This is a genomic window from Candidatus Omnitrophota bacterium, from assembly GCA_041648975.1.
Lineage (GTDB): Bacteria > Omnitrophota > Gorgyraeia > 2-01-FULL-45-10 > 2-01-FULL-45-10 > JAQUSE01.
Map to the genome: position 1 here is coordinate 15876 of JBAZNZ010000007.1, position 19454 is coordinate 35329.

Genomic DNA, 19454 nt, shown 5'->3' on the forward strand with positions numbered 1-19454 from the left:
AACGAATAAAATAAGAAGGAGATTAACGCATGGGAGCCGTAATAAAAAAATGGACGTCAAGAATTCTAGCAATTATTTTTTTGATGGCAGTGCTATCGATCCAGGGTTGCGCTACTCTGCGTCCGCGGAATGCGGTCCCCTTAGACTTTGACGGAAAAGTCACGATTAGCGGCATGCCGGATATCCGCACCGATATAGACAACCCCGATCCTATCGTTATGCAGAAGAGCCTGGTCGATTCATTTAAACAGGAAGATAAAGATGCTTATCCCTCGAGTGGGTCCGGCGTAAAGATATATCCCGTGCTGGCTATCTCAGGCGGCGGGGCTAACGGCGCCTATGGCGCAGGGCTATTAAAAGGGTGGTCAGAAGAAGGTTCGCGGCCGCTCTTTAAGATAATCACAGGAGTCAGCTCCGGGTCGATAATCGCTTTATATACGTTTTTAGGAAAAGAGTATGATGAGGCGCTTGAAAAATTTTTTACTACGATGTCAACCAAAGACATAATGAAACAAAAAAACTTCTTCAGCATCATGTTAGGGGATTCTCTGTTTAGTTCCGCTCCGCTGGCCAAAAAGATCTCGGCAATCGTAGACGGAAAGTTGATGACAAAAGTCGCCGAAGAACACAAGCGCGGCCGCAGGCTATTTGTGGGGACCGTAAATCTCGACGCGCAGGAATTTGTCGTCTGGGACATGGGAGCGCTGGCTTGTAAGGGCGGCTCCGATTCGCTTCTGATGTTCAGAAAGATCATTTTAGCCTCATGCTCGCTGCCAATGACGTTTTCTCCGGTGCATTTTAAGGTTTCTGACGTAACCGGTGAGCTTTATGATGAGATGCATGTCGATGGCGGAACAATAAGAGGAGTCTTTTATATAAACCGGCTGACGAAAAATATGGAAGGAGCAGCTAAGCTCTTTGGAATCGATCCCTCAAAATACAGGCCGCAGATCTATATTTTAAGTAATACTTATATGTCGCCGATCAGGCAGCAGGTAAAAGACGATCTGGTAGGTATAAGTGTGCGTTCTCTTGATACGGTGGTGGCTGCGGCGAACAATGGGGACATTTACAGGCTCTATGCTACAGCGAAGAAAAGAGGCCTGGATTTCAATTTAGCGTATATTCCGTCTGATTTTAAGCCTGACCCAAAAGAGTTATTCGATAAAAAGGAGATGCAAAGACTCTTTAAACGCGGGTACGATGATGCGGTCAACGGATATGAGTGGCATAAGACGCCGCCCGGATACGCGGCGGAGGAAGAGGGGCCGGAAAAGACCGAATAAATAGATATAGGTACGGAAGTGCTTGCAAACATGACGGAAAAGGAGTAAGCTATTTACGGGTCTGGGGGAATATCCCCGGAGGATCATTGATGGTCGGGCCGCCATCTGATAAAAAATCAGATGGCGGCTTTTTTAATAGGAGGCAAAATGGATCTAAATATTATGGAACGGGTATTTTTCGGCAATCGTGTTTTTGATTATATTGTTGCTTTGTCAGCGCTGGCCGTGAGCCTGCTGTTTGTTAGAGTGGTTATCCGCTTCTTCATAAAGCGCCTTAAAAAATTAGCGGAAAGGACGGCCACTACAATCGACGATTTCCTGATAAAGGCGCTTGAGAAGATCGCCCTGCCGGCATTATACGTCAGCTGCTTCTATGTAAGCGCCAAGATATTAAAATTACCTTCCGGCGCCGATGTCCTGATCAACGCGCTGGAGATGATTATCATCACTTTTTTTGCCGCCCGCATAGTGGTTATGCTTGCCGGTTGGGGTATTAACATATATCTTGCTAAAAATAAGCAAGATCCTACGGTGGTGCGCAGCTTTGAAGGTCTGTTATGGGTAGTTAAATATCTGATTTGGGTTCTGGCGGTTATAATTCTCTTAGATAATCTTGGTTATAAAGTTTCTACACTGATTGCCGGATTGGGAATAGGCGGCATTGCGGTGGCTATAGCCGCGCAGGCGTTACTAAAAGATTTCTTCAGTTATTTTTCTATAGTGTTTGACCGCCCATTCAAAATAGGGGATTTTATAATTATAGGCGACTTTATGGGTACCGTTGAGTACATAGGGATAAAAACCACACGCATACGCAGCCTGGGCGGTGAACAGGTGATATTTTCCAATACCGACCTTACGGACTCGCGAGTGCGTAATTACAAGCTTATGGAGAAGAGGCGGGTTTTATTCCGTATAGGCGTTACGTATCAGGCTTCTCTTGGCCAATTAAAGGAAATCCCGAAAATTATTGAGAATATAATTAAAAATACTAAAGACGCGGCCTTTGACCGGGCGCACTTTTTTAGTTATGGGGATTTCAGCCTTATATTCGAAGTGGTCTATTTCGTTCTGGACGCCGATTACAATAAATATATGGATATCCAGCAGGAGATAAATTTCGCGATCAAGGAAGCGTTTGAAAAGCGGGGGATAGAGTTTGCCTATCCTACCCAGACTCTCTATGTGAACAAAACCGGCAGTTCTTAAAGTAAGCGAAAGGAGTTTGTTATGGAATGGCAAAATGCTCCTACCCCCGAGGAAATAATCGACGTGGGCAGGAAAAAATTTCTCAATTACGTTAAATATATACCCTGGATAATTCTCGGTTTTCTTGCCGTCATAGGCCTGGCGGGAGCCATATATTCGATAGGGCCGGATGAAGTAGGGGTAATTCAACGGTTTGGTAAGTACATCAGGTTGAGCTCTCCCGGATTGCACGCGAAGGTCCCGTTCGGCATAGAGAAAGTTACGCCGATCAAGGTAGAGAAAATTTTTAAAGAAGAATTCGGGACAGGAAAAGAAAGTATTTCCTTCGGGGTTGTTTTAACCGGAAACAAAGATGAGACTTTGATGCTTACGGGCGATCTTAATATACTTGATGTGCGCTGGATAGTGCAATACAAGATAAAAGATCCTATAAAATTCCTTTTTGTTGTACGCAATCCGCAAAATGTTATACGGGATGTTTCCGAAGTGGTTATGCGCCGCCTGGTGGGAGATTACAGCGTTGATGAAGTCCTGACGATCAAAAGAGAAGAAATAGACCACCTGGCTCAGGTCGAAACACAGAAGATATTAGATGATTACCAGACAGGGGTCCAGGTTGTAACAATCAAGCTGTTGGATGTTAATCCTCCGGATACCGTAAAGCCTGCCTTTAACGAAGTAAATGAGGCGAAACAGGAGAAAGAGAAGATGATCAACCAGGCCTGGGAGGCGTATAATAAGGTGGTCCCCAAAGCCAGGGGCGAAGCGGAGCGCACGATCCGTGAAGCGGAAGGATATTCTCTTGATAAAATAAACAGGGCTAAGGGCGAGGCGGATAGATTTTTAGCTACTCTGGCCGAATATAAAAATGCGCCGGAGATAACCCAAAAGAGACTGTATCTTGAAACACTAAATGAAGTTTTGCCTAAAGTAAAAAATAAGTATATTATCGATCCGCGGCAATCTTCCATACTGCCGTTAATGGACATAGGCAAGAAGGGAGGCGAGTAACAATGAAACGCACAGCGATAGGTATAGTTTTAGGGCTTAGCACAACAATAATTATTTTTGTAGCCCTCGCGCTTGCGAGCGGCGCGTTATACATAGTGGACGAGACAAAGCAGGTGGTGATTACCCAGTTCGGTAAGCCTGTAGGCGATCCCATAACATCCGCGGGATTATATTTCAAACTACCGTTTATCCAGGATGCTCATTATTTTGAAAAGAGGCTCCTGGAATGGGATGGAGATCCCAACCAGATACCCACAAAAGACAAAAAATATATCTGGGTAGATACTATGGCGCGGTGGAAGATAGTGGATGCCCTTAAGTTCCTGCAGTCCGTAGGCAACGAATTAAGCGCCAATAGCCGTTTGGACGATATCATTAATTCAGCCACGCGCGATGCCGTTACGAACCATTTATTAGTCGAGGCGGTCAGGGATTCAAACCGCATATTAGAAACAAAGGAGCTCGGAGAAGACGCCATTGTCAGCGAAGAGGCGATGGAACATATTGAAGTAGGAAGGCAGCATTTGACGCGCTTGATACTGGATAAAGCAAAGGTGCTCGCCCCTCAATACGGCATCGAGATCCAGGATGTGCGCATAAAGCGGGTAAATTATGTGGAAGAAGTGCGTAATAAAGTATATGACAGGATGATCGCCGAGCGAAAGCGCGCGGCCGAGAAATATCGGTCGGAGGGTCAGGGGAAATCCGCCGAGATCGAGGGGCAGACGGGAAAAGAGTTAAAGCTGATCACCTCGGAAGCCTACAGGCAGGCTCAATCTCTTGTGGGAAAGGCAGATGCCGAGGCGATCAATATATACGCACAGGCGTATTCGCAGAATCCGGAGTTTTATTCTTTCCTTAAAACTACAGAGACTTACAAAAACACTATTGACGCCGGTTCTACCATAATCCTGACCACAGATAGTGATTATTACAGGTATTTGAAAGGTCTTAAATAGAGGACAGTATGATAATTGTGCGGCTGGTATTTATCGGATTCCTGCTCGGGATCGGGATTTATCTTGGATTCGTTGTTATGAAATGGGTTACCGTGTTACTGAAGCGGTGAATAGGCGCAGGATAGAGATTGTGAAGGAATCATGGCCAACGGTATTAAAAAAATAGCGTTTATAGGTAATTATCTTCCCAGGCATTGCGGTATAGCGACATTTACCACGGACCTATGCGAGACGTTTGCGGCTCAAAACCCGTCTATCCAGGTATTCGCGATACCTGTCACAGATATAGAAGAGGGTTACGATTATCCTGAACGGGTACGTTTCGAGATCAAGGAACAGGACATAGACTCATACAAAGCAGCCGCGGATTTTCTCAACCTTAATGATATCGACGTTGTCTGCCTTCAGCACGAATTCGGTATTTTTGGAGGCGACGCAGGCAGTTATATATTGGCGTTATTGCGCCAGCTGAAGATGCCGGTCATAACGACCCTTCATACGGTGCTGAAAAACCCTTCGGCGCGCCAAAGGCGCGTTATGGATGAATTGCTTGGCCTGTCCGATTACGCGGTCGTAATGACGCAAAAAGCCGTCGATATCTTTCAGGCGGTAAATAAGCCGCATGAATCTAAGGTACGGCTGGTCCCGCACGGGATACCCGACGTTTCTTTTATCGACCCCAATTTCTACAAAGACCAGTATGGAGTCGAAGGCAAGACCACGCTCCTGACGTTCGGGCTCCTGGCTCCGCACAAAGGTATAGAGGTTGTTTTACGCGCGCTGCCTAAAGTCATAAAAGAATATCCGAATGCGGTATATATAGTCGTCGGCGCTACGCACCCCAATCTGTTAAGGCATGAAGGTGAAACCTACAGGATCTTCCTGCAGCGCCTTTGTGATGAGCTTAAGATCTCGAAGAATGTTATTTTCCATAACCGTTTTGTATCTCCCGAAGAGCTGGAAGAGCTGTTAGTGCTCGCCGATATTTACATTACCCCGTACCTTCAGGAATCGCAGATAGTCTCCGGGACGCTTGCCTATTCGTTCGGAGTGGGGAACGCGGTCATCTCGACTCCATACTGGCATGCCGCCGAACTGCTCAGCGACGGCAGGGGTATCCTCGTGCCGTTTAATGATCCGGAAGCGATAGAGCAGGCGATCATAAGGCTTATCGGTAATGAAAACGAACGCAACATGATGCGTAAGAATGCTTATCTTTTAGGCCGCGATATGATATGGAGCAACGCGGCGTCAAAATATATGTCGATCTTCGAAGAATCCAGGACGAAACATCCTTCCGCGATGACAAAGAAGAAAAAGATGTATTCTCTTGAACAGCAGGTTCCCGTATTGCCGGACATTAAACTGGACCATCTTGTGAGGATGACCGATTCCATCGGGATCTTCCAGCATGCCACGTTCAATGTCCCTAACTTTTCCGAAGGTTATTGCACAGACGACAATGCGCGGGCGCTTATTCTCGCTGTGCTGCTTGAGAATCTTGGCACCATGAATCCGGTCAAGATCAATGATCTCGCGAGCCGCTATCTTGGATTTATCAGGTATGCCTGGGATCCTTGCGCCGGCCGGTTCAGGAATTTTCTGACGTTCCAGCGAAATTGGAAAGAAGAGATGCCCAGCGAAGATTGCCATGGCAGGGCGCTGTGGGCTATCGGCACCTGCATCGGGCAATCCAAAAACGAAGGATTTGCGCAGATGCCGGTTGAATTTTTTGAAAAAGCCCTTACCTCTTCGGCGTCATTTACTTCGCCGCGCGCATGGGCTTTTATATTGCTCGGGATACATGAATATCTGCAGCGCTTTCACGGAGACAGGCTTGCCCGTAATTATATGCAGACACTCGCCGCGCGGCTTCACGACCTTTACAAAGCAAACAGTGACGCGGGCTGGCTTTGGTTTGAAGCGTCTCTGACATATTGCGACGCCAAATTGCCGCATGCCCTTTTGTTAAGCGGGCATGATCTCGCTAACGAAGAGATGTTCAAGTCCGGTATAGAGGCTTTAAACTGGCTAACGAAGATACAGGCTTCGCCCCGCGGCCATTTTCAGCCGGTAGGCTCCGACGGCGAATACCGGCGCGGCGGTGTTAAACCCGCTTTTGACCAGCAGCCGATAGAAGCCTATGCCACCGTTTCAGCATGCCTCGAAGCTTATCGTATTACAAAAGATAAGATATGGTATAATAAGGCGTTAAACGCTTTTCAGTGGTTTCTTGGAAGCAATGATCTCGGTATTTCCTTATATGACCCGGTGGCGGGCGGATGCTGTGACGGGCTTCACATCAACAGGGTGAATTGTAACCAGGGCGCCGAATCTACTCTTTCATTTCTTCTGTCCCTGACCGAAATGACACAGATGGAAAACATTCTCGAAAGCCTTAAGGAACCCCTGGAAGAATGATAAAAGACAGCGGGATAGTCATTTCACCTGACAACAGGCGCGTTATCTTAAGGCCGTATATTCCCGCCGACCAATCGCGTGTCCCGAGGATAGTCGAACGCGTTATGGCCCTGAGCGAATCCGACGCAGAAAAAGAATTAAAGAGTGTCACGCGAAATTTTTCAGGCCGGCACCGTAATTTTAATACAATGCTCGAGCGCCAATTTGAGGTCGTCCGCGCATACATGCCTTCCGGTTTTTTGCCTTCCAAAGCGCGCAAGCTTCTTATAGCGGCGTACTTTATCGGTGAGCGTTCATATGAATCAACCGCTTTATTCAATCCTTCTATCGTCGAGCATCCAGACCAGTCCGGCGTTTCCCGCGGTTCGTTACGAGTAATTATAACTTTGCGCGCGACAGGCGAAGGGCATATATCCGCGCTGGCATTCCGCTCAGGGGTCGTAGGCCAAAAGGGGTCTATATCGATCGATGAGGATTCCGATTTTGCCTGCACCGCCCAACCGAAACCGAACGCCCTTTACGACAAGATATGTTTCAACGGAAAACTTTATGAAATGGGACTGGAGAACGATTGCTCAAAATATATTACGGCCCCGTTAGGGCTTGAGTTTACCCTGGCCGAGCTGCAGGATAAGGTAGATGCCTATATCGCCGGGCATAATCCGGTAACTCCTACAGACAGGCTTACCTGTGAAAAAGTCCTATGGCTCGCGCGGTGTAATTACGAAGCCGCCTTCGATCCGTTATTTACGCTTTCAGAGCGCGTCCTATTCCCGTTCTCGCCCAGCGAACAAAACGGTATGGAGGACGCGCGTTTCGTTTTGTTCAAGGGCGATGACGGAAGCATAAAATACTACGCCACCTATACGGCGTATGACGGGAGGGTCATCCTTCCGCAGATCATGGAGACAAAAGATTTTATTCATTTTAAGATGATTACCCTGAACGGCACCGCGGCCCTTAACAAAGGGATGGCTTTATTTCCCCGCAAGATAAACGGCCGTTACGCGATGATCTCCAGGAACGATAATGAGAGGATCTTCCTCATGTATTCCGACAATATCCATTTCTGGCATGAAGCCGCCGCGATCATGGAGCCTTCGTACCCCTGGGAGTTCGTGCAAATCGGGAATTGCGGTTCTCCCATAGAGACTGAACGCGGATGGCTTCTTTTAACTCATGGCGTCGGCCCGCTGCGTCAATATTCTATCGGCGCGGCCCTGCTTGACCGCGATGATCCCTCGCGCGTACTCGGCCGATTGAGAGAACCGCTTATTCATTGGAAAAATAAAAGCCGTTCCGGGTATGTTCCGAACGTCGTCTATTCATGCGGCGCCATAGTCCACAGCGATATGCTTATTATCCCTTACGCGTTATCCGATCAACAAACGACTATCGCGTTGATATCGCTCGGCGAGATTTTAGACAGATTATCTTAGGGGATGGATAAATGACGAATTTATATCTTCGTTGACAGTCTTTTGATTATCTGGTAAGATACGACTACAATTCTGGTCCAAAATAGCGCGACTGGCGGTAGACATGGGTAACCATGCGGGAGCGCGAATATGCAAAATCGAACGCCTGGGTTTTAAGGATCCGGGCGTTTATCTTTTTTGGAGGAGATGATATGTTTATACGAGGACGATGGGATAAGACGATCGACATAATGGATTTTATCATAAGGAATTATATGCCGTATGACGGCGATGAATCATTTCTGTGCGGCCCTACCCCAAGGACCAAAAAGCTATGGCAGAAGTGTCTTAGGCTTTTCGAAAAAGAGCATAAGAACGGCGGCGTCTATGACATCGACGTATCGACCGTATCGACGATAACAAGCCATAAGCCCGGTTATATAGATAAGAAGCTGGAGATCATTAAAGGGCTGCAGACCGACAGGCCGCTCAAGAGGGCGATAAAACCGCTGGGCGGGATACGCATAGTTGAGAAAGCATGCGAGGACTATGGGTATAAGCTGGATAACAAGGTAAAAGAGATATATTTAAAATACCGGAAGACGCATAATGACAGCGTTTTCGATTCCTATACCGCCGATATATTAAAGGCCCGCGGCACCGGGCTTATTACAGGGCTGCCGGATAATTATTCGAGAGGGAGGATAATAGGCGATTACAGGAGAGTAGCGTTGTATGGTATAGAGAAGCTTATAAAAGTGAAAAAACACGATAAAGAGTCATTCGAGGACTATTCTTCCCAGGAGGCGATACAATTAAGGGAAGAGATAGCGGACCAGATAGGCGCTTTAGAAGATATCGTGGAGTTAGGCAAGTCTTACGGCTGCGACCTGAATAGGCCGGCAGAGAACGCGGCAGAGGCTATCCAATGGGTATATCTCGCGTATCTTGCCGCCATAAAGGAGCAGGACGGGGCCGCCATGAGCTTAGGCAGCGTGAGTAATTTTTTTGACGTATATATTGAGAGAGATATTAACCGGGGGTTGCTGACCGAAGAGAAGGCGCAGGAATTGATAGATGATTTTGTGATAAAGCTGCGCATGGTGCGCCACCTTAGGCCGAAGTCATACGATGAGATATTCGCCGGGGACCCGGTATGGATAACGGAGAGTATCGCCGGGGTAGGCATAGACGGAAGGCATAAGGTCACAAAGACGTCTTACAGGTTCCTGCAGACTTTATACAATTTAGGGCCCGCGCCCGAGCCTAATCTTACTGTCCTGTGGTCTTCCAGGCTTCCCGATAATTTTAAGAGGTTCTGCGCCAGGGTATCTATCACCACGAGCTCTATCCAGTATGAGAATGATGATCTGATGCGATTGATAGGAGGAGACGATTACAGCATCTCATGCTGCGTATCCCTGTTAAAGAACGGGAGCGAGATGCAATATTTCGGAGCGCGGTGCAATCTCGCTAAAGTATTACTATACGCGTTAAACGAAGGCGCCGACGAGATCACCGGAGAAAAAGTTGTCCCGGGGATAGCGCCGATGAGCTCCGTTATATTGGACCACGATGAGGTAAAACAGCGATACATGCAGGTGCTGCGCTGGACGATCAGGACATATGTCCAGGCCCTCAATATCATCCATTCTTCGCATGACAGGTATTATTATGAAAGATCGCAGATGGCGCTCTTAAATACGGAGCTGACGCGTTATATGGCATTCGGTATCGCGGGCCTGTCGGTCGTAGCCGACTCGCTAAGCGCTATCCGCTATGCCAGAGTCAGGTCTGTTCGTAACAATAAAGGCCTTACGACAGATTTTAAGATAACCGGAGATTTTTATGCTTTCGGGAACGATGATGACAGGGTGGACGGCCGGGCCGTCGACCTGGTGAATACATTTCTTGCGGAGATAAAAAAATATAAGTTTTACAGGGATTCTCTCCCGGCGGTCTCTGTTCTCACCATCACTTCGAATGTTATGTATGGCAAGAAGACGGGGGCCACCCCGGACGGGAGAAAGAAAGGCGAACCTTTCGCTCCCGGGGCAAACCCTATGCACGGCAGGGATAAAAGCGGGGTAATAGCGTCTTTGAATTCCGTCGCCGGTATCCCTTATTCCGAATGCAGGGACGGTATATCAAATACATTTACCACCGTGCCGGATACGTTAGGAAAGACTCAGGATGAGCGGGTATCCAATCTCGCGGCCTTGCTCGAAGGTTATTTTATCAAAGGAGCCCATCATCTGAATATCAACGTGATCGACAAGAAGACGCTCAAAGACGCGATGCGCCACCCGCATAAATATCCGCAGCTCACTATCCGCGTGTCGGGATACGCGGTCCATTTTAACAAATTGTTGCCCGAACAGCAGAGAGAGGTATTGGCAAGGACGTTCCATGAAACAATGTAGCAAAAAATCCCGCGTCGGGCGGATCCATTCGATAGAGAGTTTCGCGACGCAGGACGGTCCCGGGATACGGTTTCTTCTGTTCATGCAGGGGTGCGTCGCCGGCTGTTTATATTGCCAGAATCCTGATACATGGAATTTGAAGGGCGGTTTCGATATGAGCGCGGAGGAGGCGCTCAAAAAAGTAAAACGCTGCATGCCGTATATAAAAGCGTCCAACGGAGGCATTACGGTTTCGGGCGGCGAGCCGCTTCTTCAGATGGAGTTTCTCGTTGAGCTGTTCAGGCTATGCAGAATGAATAATATACATACCGCGGTGGATACGAGCGCTTTTTATTATAAACGTAACAGTAAACTATTGCGGAAGCTCATTTCGCTGACAGATCTTTTTATCGTGGATATAAAGGCCGCGCGGGAGAAATTGCATAAAAAGATAACGTCCAGGCCGTTAGGCGAGGTGCTCGATCTTTTAAAGATCCTGGAATCGGAGAAGAAGGCTTGTTGGATCAGGTATGTCCTTGTTCCCAAATTGAACGATTCGAAAAAAGATATGCAGGCGTTAAAGAAGATCCTCGCCGGCCTAAGCTTTTGTGAAAAATTCGAGTTTCTTCCTTATCACACCCTGGGCAAGCATAAATGGGAATACATGAAGCTCAAATATCCGCTTGGCAATACTCCGCCGGCAACGGCGCGAGACATAAAAAAGGCTTTAGCTTTTATTAAATGAATAGACGTATCAAGCAAAGAGAGGGTAGACATGAAAAGTGATATAGAGATCGCCCGAGAGGTGAAATTAAAACCTATTACGGAGATCGCAAAAAAATTAGGCATTCAAGAAGATGAACTGGAACTTCACGGTAAATACAAGGCAAAGGTGGAGCTCTCTATTTTGAAGCGGATAAAGGGCAATCCTGACGGCAAATATATAGATGTTACCGCTATAACACCTACGCCGCTTGGCGAGGGTAAGACTGTCACTACGATCGGTTTGTCAATGGGATTGGCCAGGTTAGGGAAGAAGGTCTCTACCTGTATACGGCAGCCGTCGCTTGGGCCTGTCTTCGGCATAAAGGGAGGCGCCGCGGGCGGCGGGTATTCTCAGGTCGTGCCGATGGAGGATTTCAACCTGCATTTGACCGGTGATGTGCATGCGGTCGGCCTGGCGCATAATCTTTGCGCGGCATTCCTCGATAATTCTCTTTTCCGTGGTAACAAATTAAACATAGACCCTTCGGCGATACTCTGGCGGAGGGTCGTGGACGTCAGCGACAGGTCTTTGCGTAACATTACGATAGGCCAGGGGTCTAAGGAAGACGGTGTCCCGCGCCAAACCGGTTTTGATATTACCGTCGCGTCGGAGGTCATGGCGATCCTGGCTCTGGCCTGCGATCTTAAAGATCTGCGGCAGCGTATAGGCAGGATAGTAGTCGCCTTTACCTATGACGGGAAGCCGGTTACTACCGAGGATCTGAAAGTGGCGGGGGCGATGGCTGTGCTTTTAAAAGACGCTATCAAGCCTACGTTGATGCAGACGAGCGAAAATACTCCGTGTTTTGTGCACACGGGGCCGTTTGCTAACATTGCCCACGGGAATAACTCTATCATCGCCGACAGGATGGCGCTCAAACTGAGCGAGTATGTGGTTACGGAAAGCGGTTTTGGAGCCGATTGCGGCGCGGAGAAGGCTTTTAATATTAAATGCCGCATCGGCGCTCTGGTGCCCAGCGCGGTGGTAATCGTCTGTTCTGTCCGCGCGCTGAAGATGCATAGCGGGCGCTTTAAAGTGGCGGCAGGAAAGCCTTTGAGCGAAGATCTGTTAAGGGAAAATATCGAGGCGATCGAGGAGGGCGCGGTAAACCTGGAGAAGCATATTGAAAATATACGGCTATTCGGCCTGCCTGCGGTAGTGGCGATAAATAGATTCACTACCGATACGGATAAAGAGATAGAAGCGGTGAGGAAGAAGGCCTTAGCCGCCGGAGCCGATGACGCTGTAGTAAGCGACGTGTGGGCAAGGGGCGGCCAGGGCGGGATAGATCTGGCCCGGGCGGTAGTAAAGGCCGCCGACAAGCCTTCTCATTTTAAGTTCCTGTATTCGCTAGATGATTCTATCGAACAAAAGATCGAAAGGATAGCGAAGAGTGTTTACGGCGCGGCGCATGTCGAATATTCTCCTGAGGCAGTGAAGAAGATAACGCTTTATACTAAACTGGGTTATGACAAACTCCCCATTTGCATGGCAAAGACGCATCTATCTCTTTCTCATGATCCTGAATTAAAGGGCAAACCCGCGGGGTTTACCGTTCCTATCCGCGATATAAGGGTGGCGGCGGGCGCCGGTTTCCTGTATCCTTTGTGCGGCCAGATGCGCACTATGCCGGGGCTGCCATCGGATCCTGCGGGGGCGCATATAGACCTGGATGAGGACGGTAATGTGGTCGGGTTATTTTAAAGCATAAGAGTAGGTGATAAATTTGACTTTATGCAACATCGCAGGTATAATTAATTAATTCAGCTATAAAAGGAAGATGCGATGGAAGAAGGCAATAGTTGCGCGATTAATTTTTTAAGCGGCTTAATACTTAAGCCGCTTTTTTTTATTGGAAAGGCCTCGGTCGGAGACCTCGGCACTTAGCCAACTCTGTGGCTGAATAAACTTGGGGGTAAATATGAAACGTTCGGACCAGGAAAAAGGTTATGAGGCGCTTAGCCCATTTGAGCTCAAAAATAAGTTGATGGCCATGGCGCAATGCCGCCGCGAGAGGATCATGTTAAATGCCGGAAGGGGAAATCCAAACTGGGTTGCCATAGAGCCCAGAGAAGGGTTCTTCCAATTCGGCATGTTCGCTCTGGAGGAGTCCCAGAGGTCGCCGCACAGGCCCGGGCTCGGGTCCGTAGCGCAAAAAGAGGGACTTTCAAAAAGATTCAAAGACTTTCTCACTAAGAACTCCGGCAAGCCTGGGATTGCGTTTCTCGACGGCGTCTTCAGCTACGCATGCGCAGAGCTGAAAATAGCAGGGGATGACTTTCTTAACGAGATGGTGGACGCCGTACTCGGCGACCACTATCCAACGCCGGACAGGATGCTTGAACTATGCGAAAGGATAGTCCATAAATATTTCGAACAGGAGATGTTCGGCGGCGCATCCGTAGGGAAATTCGATCTCTTTGCTACAGAGGGCGGCACGGCTGCCATGGATTATATATTTACAAGCCTGTCGGAAAACAGATTGATCCATAAAGGCGATAAGATCGCGATAGGCACTCCTATCTTCACGCCGTATATAGAAATACCGCGGCTTAACGATTATGAGCTTGTAGAGATAGAGATCAAACAGGATGAAAATTCCGACTGGCAATATCCCGATTCGGAGATCGAAAAACTGGCCGATCCCGCGGTAAAGGCGTTCTTCCTGGTCAACCCATCCAATCCCACGTCCGTCAGCATGCAGCAGAAGTCGCTCGATAAGATAACAGAACTCGTGAAGAACCGCAGAAAAGATCTTATAGTGCTTACCGACGACGTGTACGGTACGTTCGTCAACGGTTTCAAATCGCTGGCCGCGGCGGCTCCGCATAACACGATCCTCGTCTATTCATTTTCAAAATATTTCGGCGCTACAGGGTGGCGCCTGGGGGTCATAGGCATACACGAGGATAACGTTTTCGATAAGCGCATAGCGGCATTGCCGGCGGCCGAAAAGGAAGAGCTCCATGCCCGTTACTGCGCCGTGGAGTTGGATCCGGACCACATGAAATTGATTGACCGCATGGTAGCCGACTCACGGTCGGTAGCGCTTCATCATACAGCGGGACTTTCGACGCCCCAGCAGGTGATGATGGTGATGTTCGCGCTGCACTGCCTTACGAATAAAAGCGGCGATTACAAAAAGATGGCCCAGGATATCGTGACGAGGCGGTTCAAGGACCTGTATACATCTCTCGGGACGCCGTATCCTGATAATTTATACGACGCGCACTACTACACCACGATCGATATCCCGGAGCTCGCGAAGGCGAGATACGGCGGGGACTTCGCCGCGTACCTTATTAAGAACCACGAGCCGATAGATTTCGTGTGGTGCCTCGCCTCGAAAAAGTCGATCGTATTGATGGACGGCGGAGGATTCGACGCGCCCAACATGTCGGTCAGGGTATCTTTAGCCAATCTCGACGACGACGCGTACAAGGCGATCGGCAAAGGAATAAGCGAGCTTCTTGCGGAGTACCACCATGTATGGCAGATGTCGAGCCAAAAGACGGAGGGGAGGACCCATGCTGCGTGATATTGCGGATCTGATGCGCGCCAATCCGGAAATAGTGTTATTCCTGGCGCTTGCTATAGGCTATTTCGCAGGCAAGCGATTTAAGATATTCGGATTTTCTCTCGGTTCCACCGCGTCTATATTACTTGCCGCCATTGTCGTAGGCCAGGTAGGCATAACGGTACCGTCTATAGTGAAGAATATAGCCTTCGCGCTATTTATATTTACCGTAGGCTACAAGGTCGGGCCGCAGTTCTTCGGCTCGCTCAAGAAGCAGGGAATGAATTATCTTTGGCTGACGATTGCGGTGGCTATAACGGCGCTCGCGACGACCATCGTTATAGGTAAGATGGCACACTTGGACAAAGGAACCACCGCAGGTATGTTTGCCGGCTCGATGACTACCTCCGCCGCCCTTGGCACCGGAGGGGACGCCATTAAACACCTGGGCATTACAGCGGAAGCGAAGAACACGCTCGATTCGAATATGGCTGTCGCATACGCGATCACGTATATATTCGGCACGGCCGGCACAATAGTCCTCATAAAGATGGCGCCTGTCCTCTTTAAGATAGACCTAAAAGCTGAAGCGAAAAAACTGGAAGAGCAGATGGGGGCCGCGGAGTCGGATGAGGATAGCCAGGGGGAATTTTCATGGACCGCGCGGCTCGATATGAGGGCTTATACGGCCCTCAACGGCGCCATAATAGGGAAGAGTATTTCCCAGGTTGAGGCGCTTTTCCCCGCGAGGGTCGCGATAGACAAGATAAAAAGGGGCGGGAATGTCATCGAGTGCGCTCCTGAAACGGTTGTGGCGCGCGAGGACACTCTCCTCGTGCTGGGAGCTACCGCACAGCTGACGCATGCAGATGAGCTGCTAGGGCCGGAGGTCGACCGCGCGGCTGTTATCGACGTGGTTGGCGAGATCATGGATGTCTGCATTCTGAATAAAGAGGTTGCCGGCAAGACACTCGGGGAGCTGGGAAGACTAAAGCTTGCGCACGGGATATTTTTGCGCAAGGCTACCAGACAGGGCCACGAACTGCCGATCATACCCGGCACAGTGGTGCATAAGTGCGACATACTGCAGCTCGTCGGAGCCAAGGATGACGTCGAAAAGGCTGTTAAGTTCCTGGGATACGCCGAACGGCCGACTACCGTCACCGACCTTGTCACTGTGGCGGTTGGCTGCATACTGGGTACTCTGTTGGGGCTCATCGTTGTTCCTGTCTGTGGTATTCCGGTTACGCTGGGTACGGGCGGCGGAGTTCTTGTCGCAGGGCTTTTATGCGGATGGCTCAGGTCGATGCATCCCACATTCGGACAGATACCCGGTGGCGCGCAGTGGATACTGGGCGATCTGGGATTAAATCTTTTCGTGGCATGCGTGGGAGTTTCTGCCGGACCGCAGGCGCTGAACGCGATAAGGACGACAGGCCTTTCGGTATTTTTGGGAGGGATAGCTGTAACGACTCTGCCTATAATAGTGCTTCTGTTTTTAGGGTTAAAGGTATTGAAGATGAATCCGATACTGCTGTTGGGCGCGGGGACAGGTTCGCATAACTGCACAGCCTCGCTTAACGCGATAATCGAAGCGTCCGGAAGCCCTCTTGCCGTATTGGGATATGCCGCCCCATACGCGTTTGCGAATGTCATCCTGACGGTTTGGGGGACAATTATAGTAAGTATGATGTAGATGCGGCAATTCTGATAATGGATAGAAGGAGGAGTTATGAAGACACTTAGACGCATAGCGCTTTCGATCTCGTGTATAGCGGCCTTGGCAGTTTTTGCCGCCTATTCTTACGCGGAATTACCTACTGTGGTAATAGTAACGACCGGCGGTACTATAGCCGAGAAGACAGACCCGAAAACAGGCGGCGCGGTCCCCGCAGTATCCGGCAAGGACCTCATAGAAGCCGTTCCGGGGTTAGGCAAGACCGCCAATATAGAGGTAGTAAATCTATGTAATATAGATAGCTCACAGATGACGCCCGAGATCTGGTCAAATTTGTCTAAGGCTGTCGATGAGCGCCTCGTCGACCCTAAGGTAAAAGGGGCGGTCATTACCCATGGCACCGATACGATGGCTGAAGGGGCATACTTCCTCGGCCTTACCTTAAAGAGCGACAAGCCTGTAGTATTTGTAGGCGCGATGCGCGACGCCTCCGATGTATCGCCCGATGGGCCGGCGAACATCCTGAATGCTGTAACGCAAGTCTGTTCGGAAGAGGCGAAAGATTTCGGCGTTACCGTAACGCTTAACCAGTATATCAATTCCGCGAGAAACGTGGTGAAGACCAATTCGACCAATGTGCAGACATTCGATTCAGGGGAGAAGGGTTATCTGGGGTACATAGCGATGGGAAAGGTCATCCGTTATAATGACGCGCCTCCGCGGCAGAGACTTCCTCTTCCCGATAAATTACCAAATGTGACTTTCCTTAGCACATTTGCAGGAGATGACGGCTCGCTAGCGCGCTTTGCGACGGACAACGGCGCTAAAGGCATAGTGATAGACGCTGTCGGCGCGGGCAACGTCAACGCGAAAGTTTATGAAGCCGTTAAATACGCTATCTCCAAAGGCGTAGTTGTTGTAATAACCACGAGCGTTTATCATACAGGTGTCTGGCCCATGTACGGCGACCAGGGCGGCGGCGAGACCCTCGAACGAAACGGCGCCATATTGGGCGGCGACCTGACCGGCGCTAAGGCGCGCCTTCTTCTAATGCTGGCGATAGCCAAAGAAAAAGGCGACGTGTCCAAAATCAAGACGTATTTTAAGCGCTAACCATGAATAAAAAAATAACAGCGGCCACTGTAGTATTATGGTTTGTATTTGCAGCGGCCGCGGTATATGCCGCAGGCGACAAGAACGACGTCTTTGATACATCGAAGTTTAACGACTGGCTGTCTCAGGAGACGGCTAGCGGTAACTGGTCCGGCCTGCGTCCGACGCTCGAGAACGCTGGCATATCCATATCCTCAAACTATACTACGGATATTGGCGGCAATCCTACAGGTGGGCTCAAGCAGGTCGTTAAATATTCCGGGTTCCTTTCTCTTGCGGGCGCATTTGATTTCGAGAAGATCGCTTCCATTAAGGGGCTGTCGCTGAAAGTAAGCAATTTCCTGGCCACCGGCCGCGACATATCGGCGGCCATAGGTTCTTTCTACAGCCCGCAGGAGGTATTTACCTCCGGCGACTACTTTTTCGGCGAGCTCGACCTTTCTCTGTCGGTACTTGACGATACTTTTACCTTCGAAGTCGGCCGTATATTCGCCGGAGACATCTTTGCCGTTTCTCCCATGTTCCAGTATTATCTGACAGGCGCGGTAGACGGAAGATTGTCCGCCATCCCTTCAGATGTCTTCTTCCCGCATTATAGCGTCGCCGCATGGGGCACGAGGGTTACATATCAGCCGAACAAAGACTGGCATATCATAGGAGGCCTCTATAACGCCGATCCGAATGTTGCAATTGTAAAGATGCACGGATCGGATTTTAACTTTGACATGGACAAAGGCTATCTTGCGGTGGGGCAGCTCACTTACAGGCACGGACAGGAGAGGGGAGGCCTGATCTCGCCCGGAGGCGTCTCATTCGGAAGCTATTACGAGTCCAGCCGGTTTACCGACCTGTCGAATCCCACCAAGCGCCGGCACGGTAATTACGGCTTCTATCTTATGGCCGATAAGATGATATATAGGGGCGAGTGGCCTGAGTATGAAGGCCCTCCCCACATGATGTCAGGCGCAATGATGGCGCAGCGCCTCAAAAAGCCCTATAGCCAGCAAACTACCTTGCCGCTTGACAGGCCGAAGGGGCTTACGGTATGGGGCGCCGCTGCCATTGCTCCGCAGGACCATATAAATACCCAAACATATGAGATCGCGACCGGCCTCGTCTATCAGGGCCTTCCGCCTAACCGCAACCGCGATGTTACGGCTCTCGCTTTTATCCTCGGGCATTTCAGCGGGAAATTAGAAGGTCAGAGCGATGAAATGATTCTGGAATTGAACCACAGGTTCCAACTTGGGCCGTGGTGCTACGTTACGCCGGATATACAATATATAATAAACCCGAATGGGCAGAGCAATATCAAAGACGCTCTGGTTTTAGGATTAGAAACAAGCTTTAACTTTTAACGGTTAAGGCCAATTTCCGGAATGTCCGCATTTCCTCAAAACTCCTCAGATCAGTTTTTACTTGTATATCTCCCGAACTCTGATACAATACGGAATAAAATGTAATGGAGGAACTATATGGTAAAAGCACTATCGGAATCATACACTTCAGAAGAAGTCGCGCAGTATCTTAAGCTACATCCTTATACCGTGCGTCGCCTTGCGCGGGAAAAGAAAATACCGGCTTTTCGCGTCGGAGGCCAGTGGCGATTTAGAAGAGACGATATCGACAGATGGGCACGAGCATACCCTTTTGTAGATAAGAAAGGGCGCTAAC

14 protein-coding genes and 1 riboswitch are annotated in these 19454 nt (G+C 49.3%); all 14 genes read left to right on the plus strand.

Translation table 11 applies throughout. The features are described from left to right. Positions 1-83: 83 nt before the first annotated feature. The 14 genes from WC592_03110 to WC592_03175 all read left to right on the plus strand — a co-directional run bounded on the left by WC592_03110 (position 84) and on the right by WC592_03175 (position 19453). The gene (locus tag WC592_03110; GenBank protein ID MFA4981440.1) at positions 84-1286 is read left to right on the plus strand and encodes a patatin-like phospholipase family protein; all 1203 of its coding nucleotides are present in this window, start codon (positions 84-86) and stop codon (positions 1284-1286) included. 147 nt (positions 1287-1433) lie between these two features. Next, the gene (locus tag WC592_03115; GenBank protein ID MFA4981441.1) at positions 1434-2495 is read left to right on the plus strand and encodes a mechanosensitive ion channel family protein; all 1062 of its coding nucleotides are present in this window, start codon (positions 1434-1436) and stop codon (positions 2493-2495) included. Positions 2496-2516: 21 nt separating this feature from the next. Continuing rightward, entirely contained in the window at positions 2517-3506 is a 990-nt protein-coding gene (hflK, locus tag WC592_03120; protein MFA4981442.1) for an FtsH protease activity modulator HflK, read from the plus strand. 2 nt (positions 3507-3508) lie between these two features. Then, entirely contained in the window at positions 3509-4465 is a 957-nt protein-coding gene (gene hflC, locus WC592_03125; protein ID MFA4981443.1) for a protease modulator HflC, read from the plus strand. Positions 4466-4606: 141 nt separating this feature from the next. Further along, positions 4607-6886, plus strand: a complete 2280-nt coding sequence (locus WC592_03130) for a glycosyltransferase family 4 protein (protein ID MFA4981444.1) — start codon at positions 4607-4609, stop codon at positions 6884-6886. After that, positions 6883-8325: a glycoside hydrolase family 130 protein gene (locus tag WC592_03135; GenBank protein MFA4981445.1), complete on the plus strand. Its 1443-nt coding sequence runs from the start codon at positions 6883-6885 to the stop codon at positions 8323-8325. The genes WC592_03130 and WC592_03135 overlap by 4 nt, the downstream gene beginning before the upstream one ends. Positions 8326-8402: 77 nt before the next feature. Further along, positions 8403-8483, plus strand: a riboswitch (ZMP/ZTP riboswitch). A 33-nt stretch (positions 8484-8516) separates the two neighbouring features. Beyond that, positions 8517-10727: a formate C-acetyltransferase gene (pflB, locus tag WC592_03140; protein ID MFA4981446.1), complete on the plus strand. Its 2211-nt coding sequence runs from the start codon at positions 8517-8519 to the stop codon at positions 10725-10727. After that, on the plus strand, positions 10714-11451 hold the full coding sequence (gene pflA, locus WC592_03145) for a pyruvate formate-lyase-activating protein (GenBank protein ID MFA4981447.1): 738 nt from the start codon (positions 10714-10716) through the stop codon (positions 11449-11451). The genes pflB and pflA overlap by 14 nt, the downstream gene beginning before the upstream one ends. A gap of 30 nt (positions 11452-11481) precedes the next feature. Continuing rightward, positions 11482-13176 carry a formate--tetrahydrofolate ligase gene (locus tag WC592_03150; GenBank protein MFA4981448.1) on the plus strand — a complete coding sequence of 565 codons (1695 nt, stop codon included), beginning with the start codon at positions 11482-11484 and terminating at the stop codon, positions 13174-13176. 217 nt (positions 13177-13393) lie between these two features. Continuing rightward, positions 13394-15010 (plus strand): bifunctional aspartate transaminase/aspartate 4-decarboxylase, encoded by a 1617-nt coding sequence (locus WC592_03155; protein ID MFA4981449.1) that lies wholly within the window; start codon positions 13394-13396, stop codon positions 15008-15010. Further along, positions 15000-16685: an aspartate-alanine antiporter gene (aspT, locus tag WC592_03160; protein MFA4981450.1), complete on the plus strand. Its 1686-nt coding sequence runs from the start codon at positions 15000-15002 to the stop codon at positions 16683-16685. Before WC592_03155 ends, aspT begins: the two co-directional genes overlap by 11 nt. A gap of 36 nt (positions 16686-16721) precedes the next feature. After that, complete coding sequence (locus WC592_03165; protein MFA4981451.1) at positions 16722-17780, plus strand: asparaginase; 1059 nt, start codon at positions 16722-16724, stop codon at positions 17778-17780. Between the two features lie 2 nt (positions 17781-17782). Continuing rightward, positions 17783-19138 carry a carbohydrate porin gene (locus tag WC592_03170; protein ID MFA4981452.1) on the plus strand — a complete coding sequence of 452 codons (1356 nt, stop codon included), beginning with the start codon at positions 17783-17785 and terminating at the stop codon, positions 19136-19138. Between the two features lie 117 nt (positions 19139-19255). Then, positions 19256-19453 (plus strand): helix-turn-helix domain-containing protein, encoded by a 198-nt coding sequence (locus tag WC592_03175; protein ID MFA4981453.1) that lies wholly within the window; start codon positions 19256-19258, stop codon positions 19451-19453. Position 19454: the final 1 nt, after the last annotated feature.

Excerpts from the sequence above, each read along its gene's own strand:
- pflA (MFA4981447.1), top strand. The coding sequence starts at position 10,714 with ATGAAACAATGTAGCAAAAAATCCCGCGTCGGGCGGATCCATTCGATA.
- aspT (MFA4981450.1), top strand. The coding sequence starts at position 15,000 with ATGCTGCGTGATATTGCGGATCTGATGCGCGCCAATCCGGAAATAGTG.
- WC592_03170 (MFA4981452.1), top strand. The coding sequence starts at position 17,783 with ATGAATAAAAAAATAACAGCGGCCACTGTAGTATTATGGTTTGTATTT.
- WC592_03155 (MFA4981449.1), top strand. The coding sequence starts at position 13,394 with ATGAAACGTTCGGACCAGGAAAAAGGTTATGAGGCGCTTAGCCCATTT.
- WC592_03150 (MFA4981448.1), top strand. The coding sequence starts at position 11,482 with ATGAAAAGTGATATAGAGATCGCCCGAGAGGTGAAATTAAAACCTATT.
- WC592_03110 (MFA4981440.1), top strand. The coding sequence starts at position 84 with ATGGCAGTGCTATCGATCCAGGGTTGCGCTACTCTGCGTCCGCGGAAT.
- WC592_03175 (MFA4981453.1), top strand. The coding sequence starts at position 19,256 with ATGGTAAAAGCACTATCGGAATCATACACTTCAGAAGAAGTCGCGCAG.
- hflC (MFA4981443.1), top strand. The coding sequence starts at position 3,509 with ATGAAACGCACAGCGATAGGTATAGTTTTAGGGCTTAGCACAACAATA.
- WC592_03135 (MFA4981445.1), top strand. The coding sequence starts at position 6,883 with ATGATAAAAGACAGCGGGATAGTCATTTCACCTGACAACAGGCGCGTT.
- pflB (MFA4981446.1), top strand. The coding sequence starts at position 8,517 with ATGTTTATACGAGGACGATGGGATAAGACGATCGACATAATGGATTTT.
- WC592_03115 (MFA4981441.1), top strand. The coding sequence starts at position 1,434 with ATGGATCTAAATATTATGGAACGGGTATTTTTCGGCAATCGTGTTTTT.
- WC592_03130 (MFA4981444.1), top strand. The coding sequence starts at position 4,607 with ATGGCCAACGGTATTAAAAAAATAGCGTTTATAGGTAATTATCTTCCC.
- WC592_03165 (MFA4981451.1), top strand. The coding sequence starts at position 16,722 with ATGAAGACACTTAGACGCATAGCGCTTTCGATCTCGTGTATAGCGGCC.
- hflK (MFA4981442.1), top strand. The coding sequence starts at position 2,517 with ATGGAATGGCAAAATGCTCCTACCCCCGAGGAAATAATCGACGTGGGC.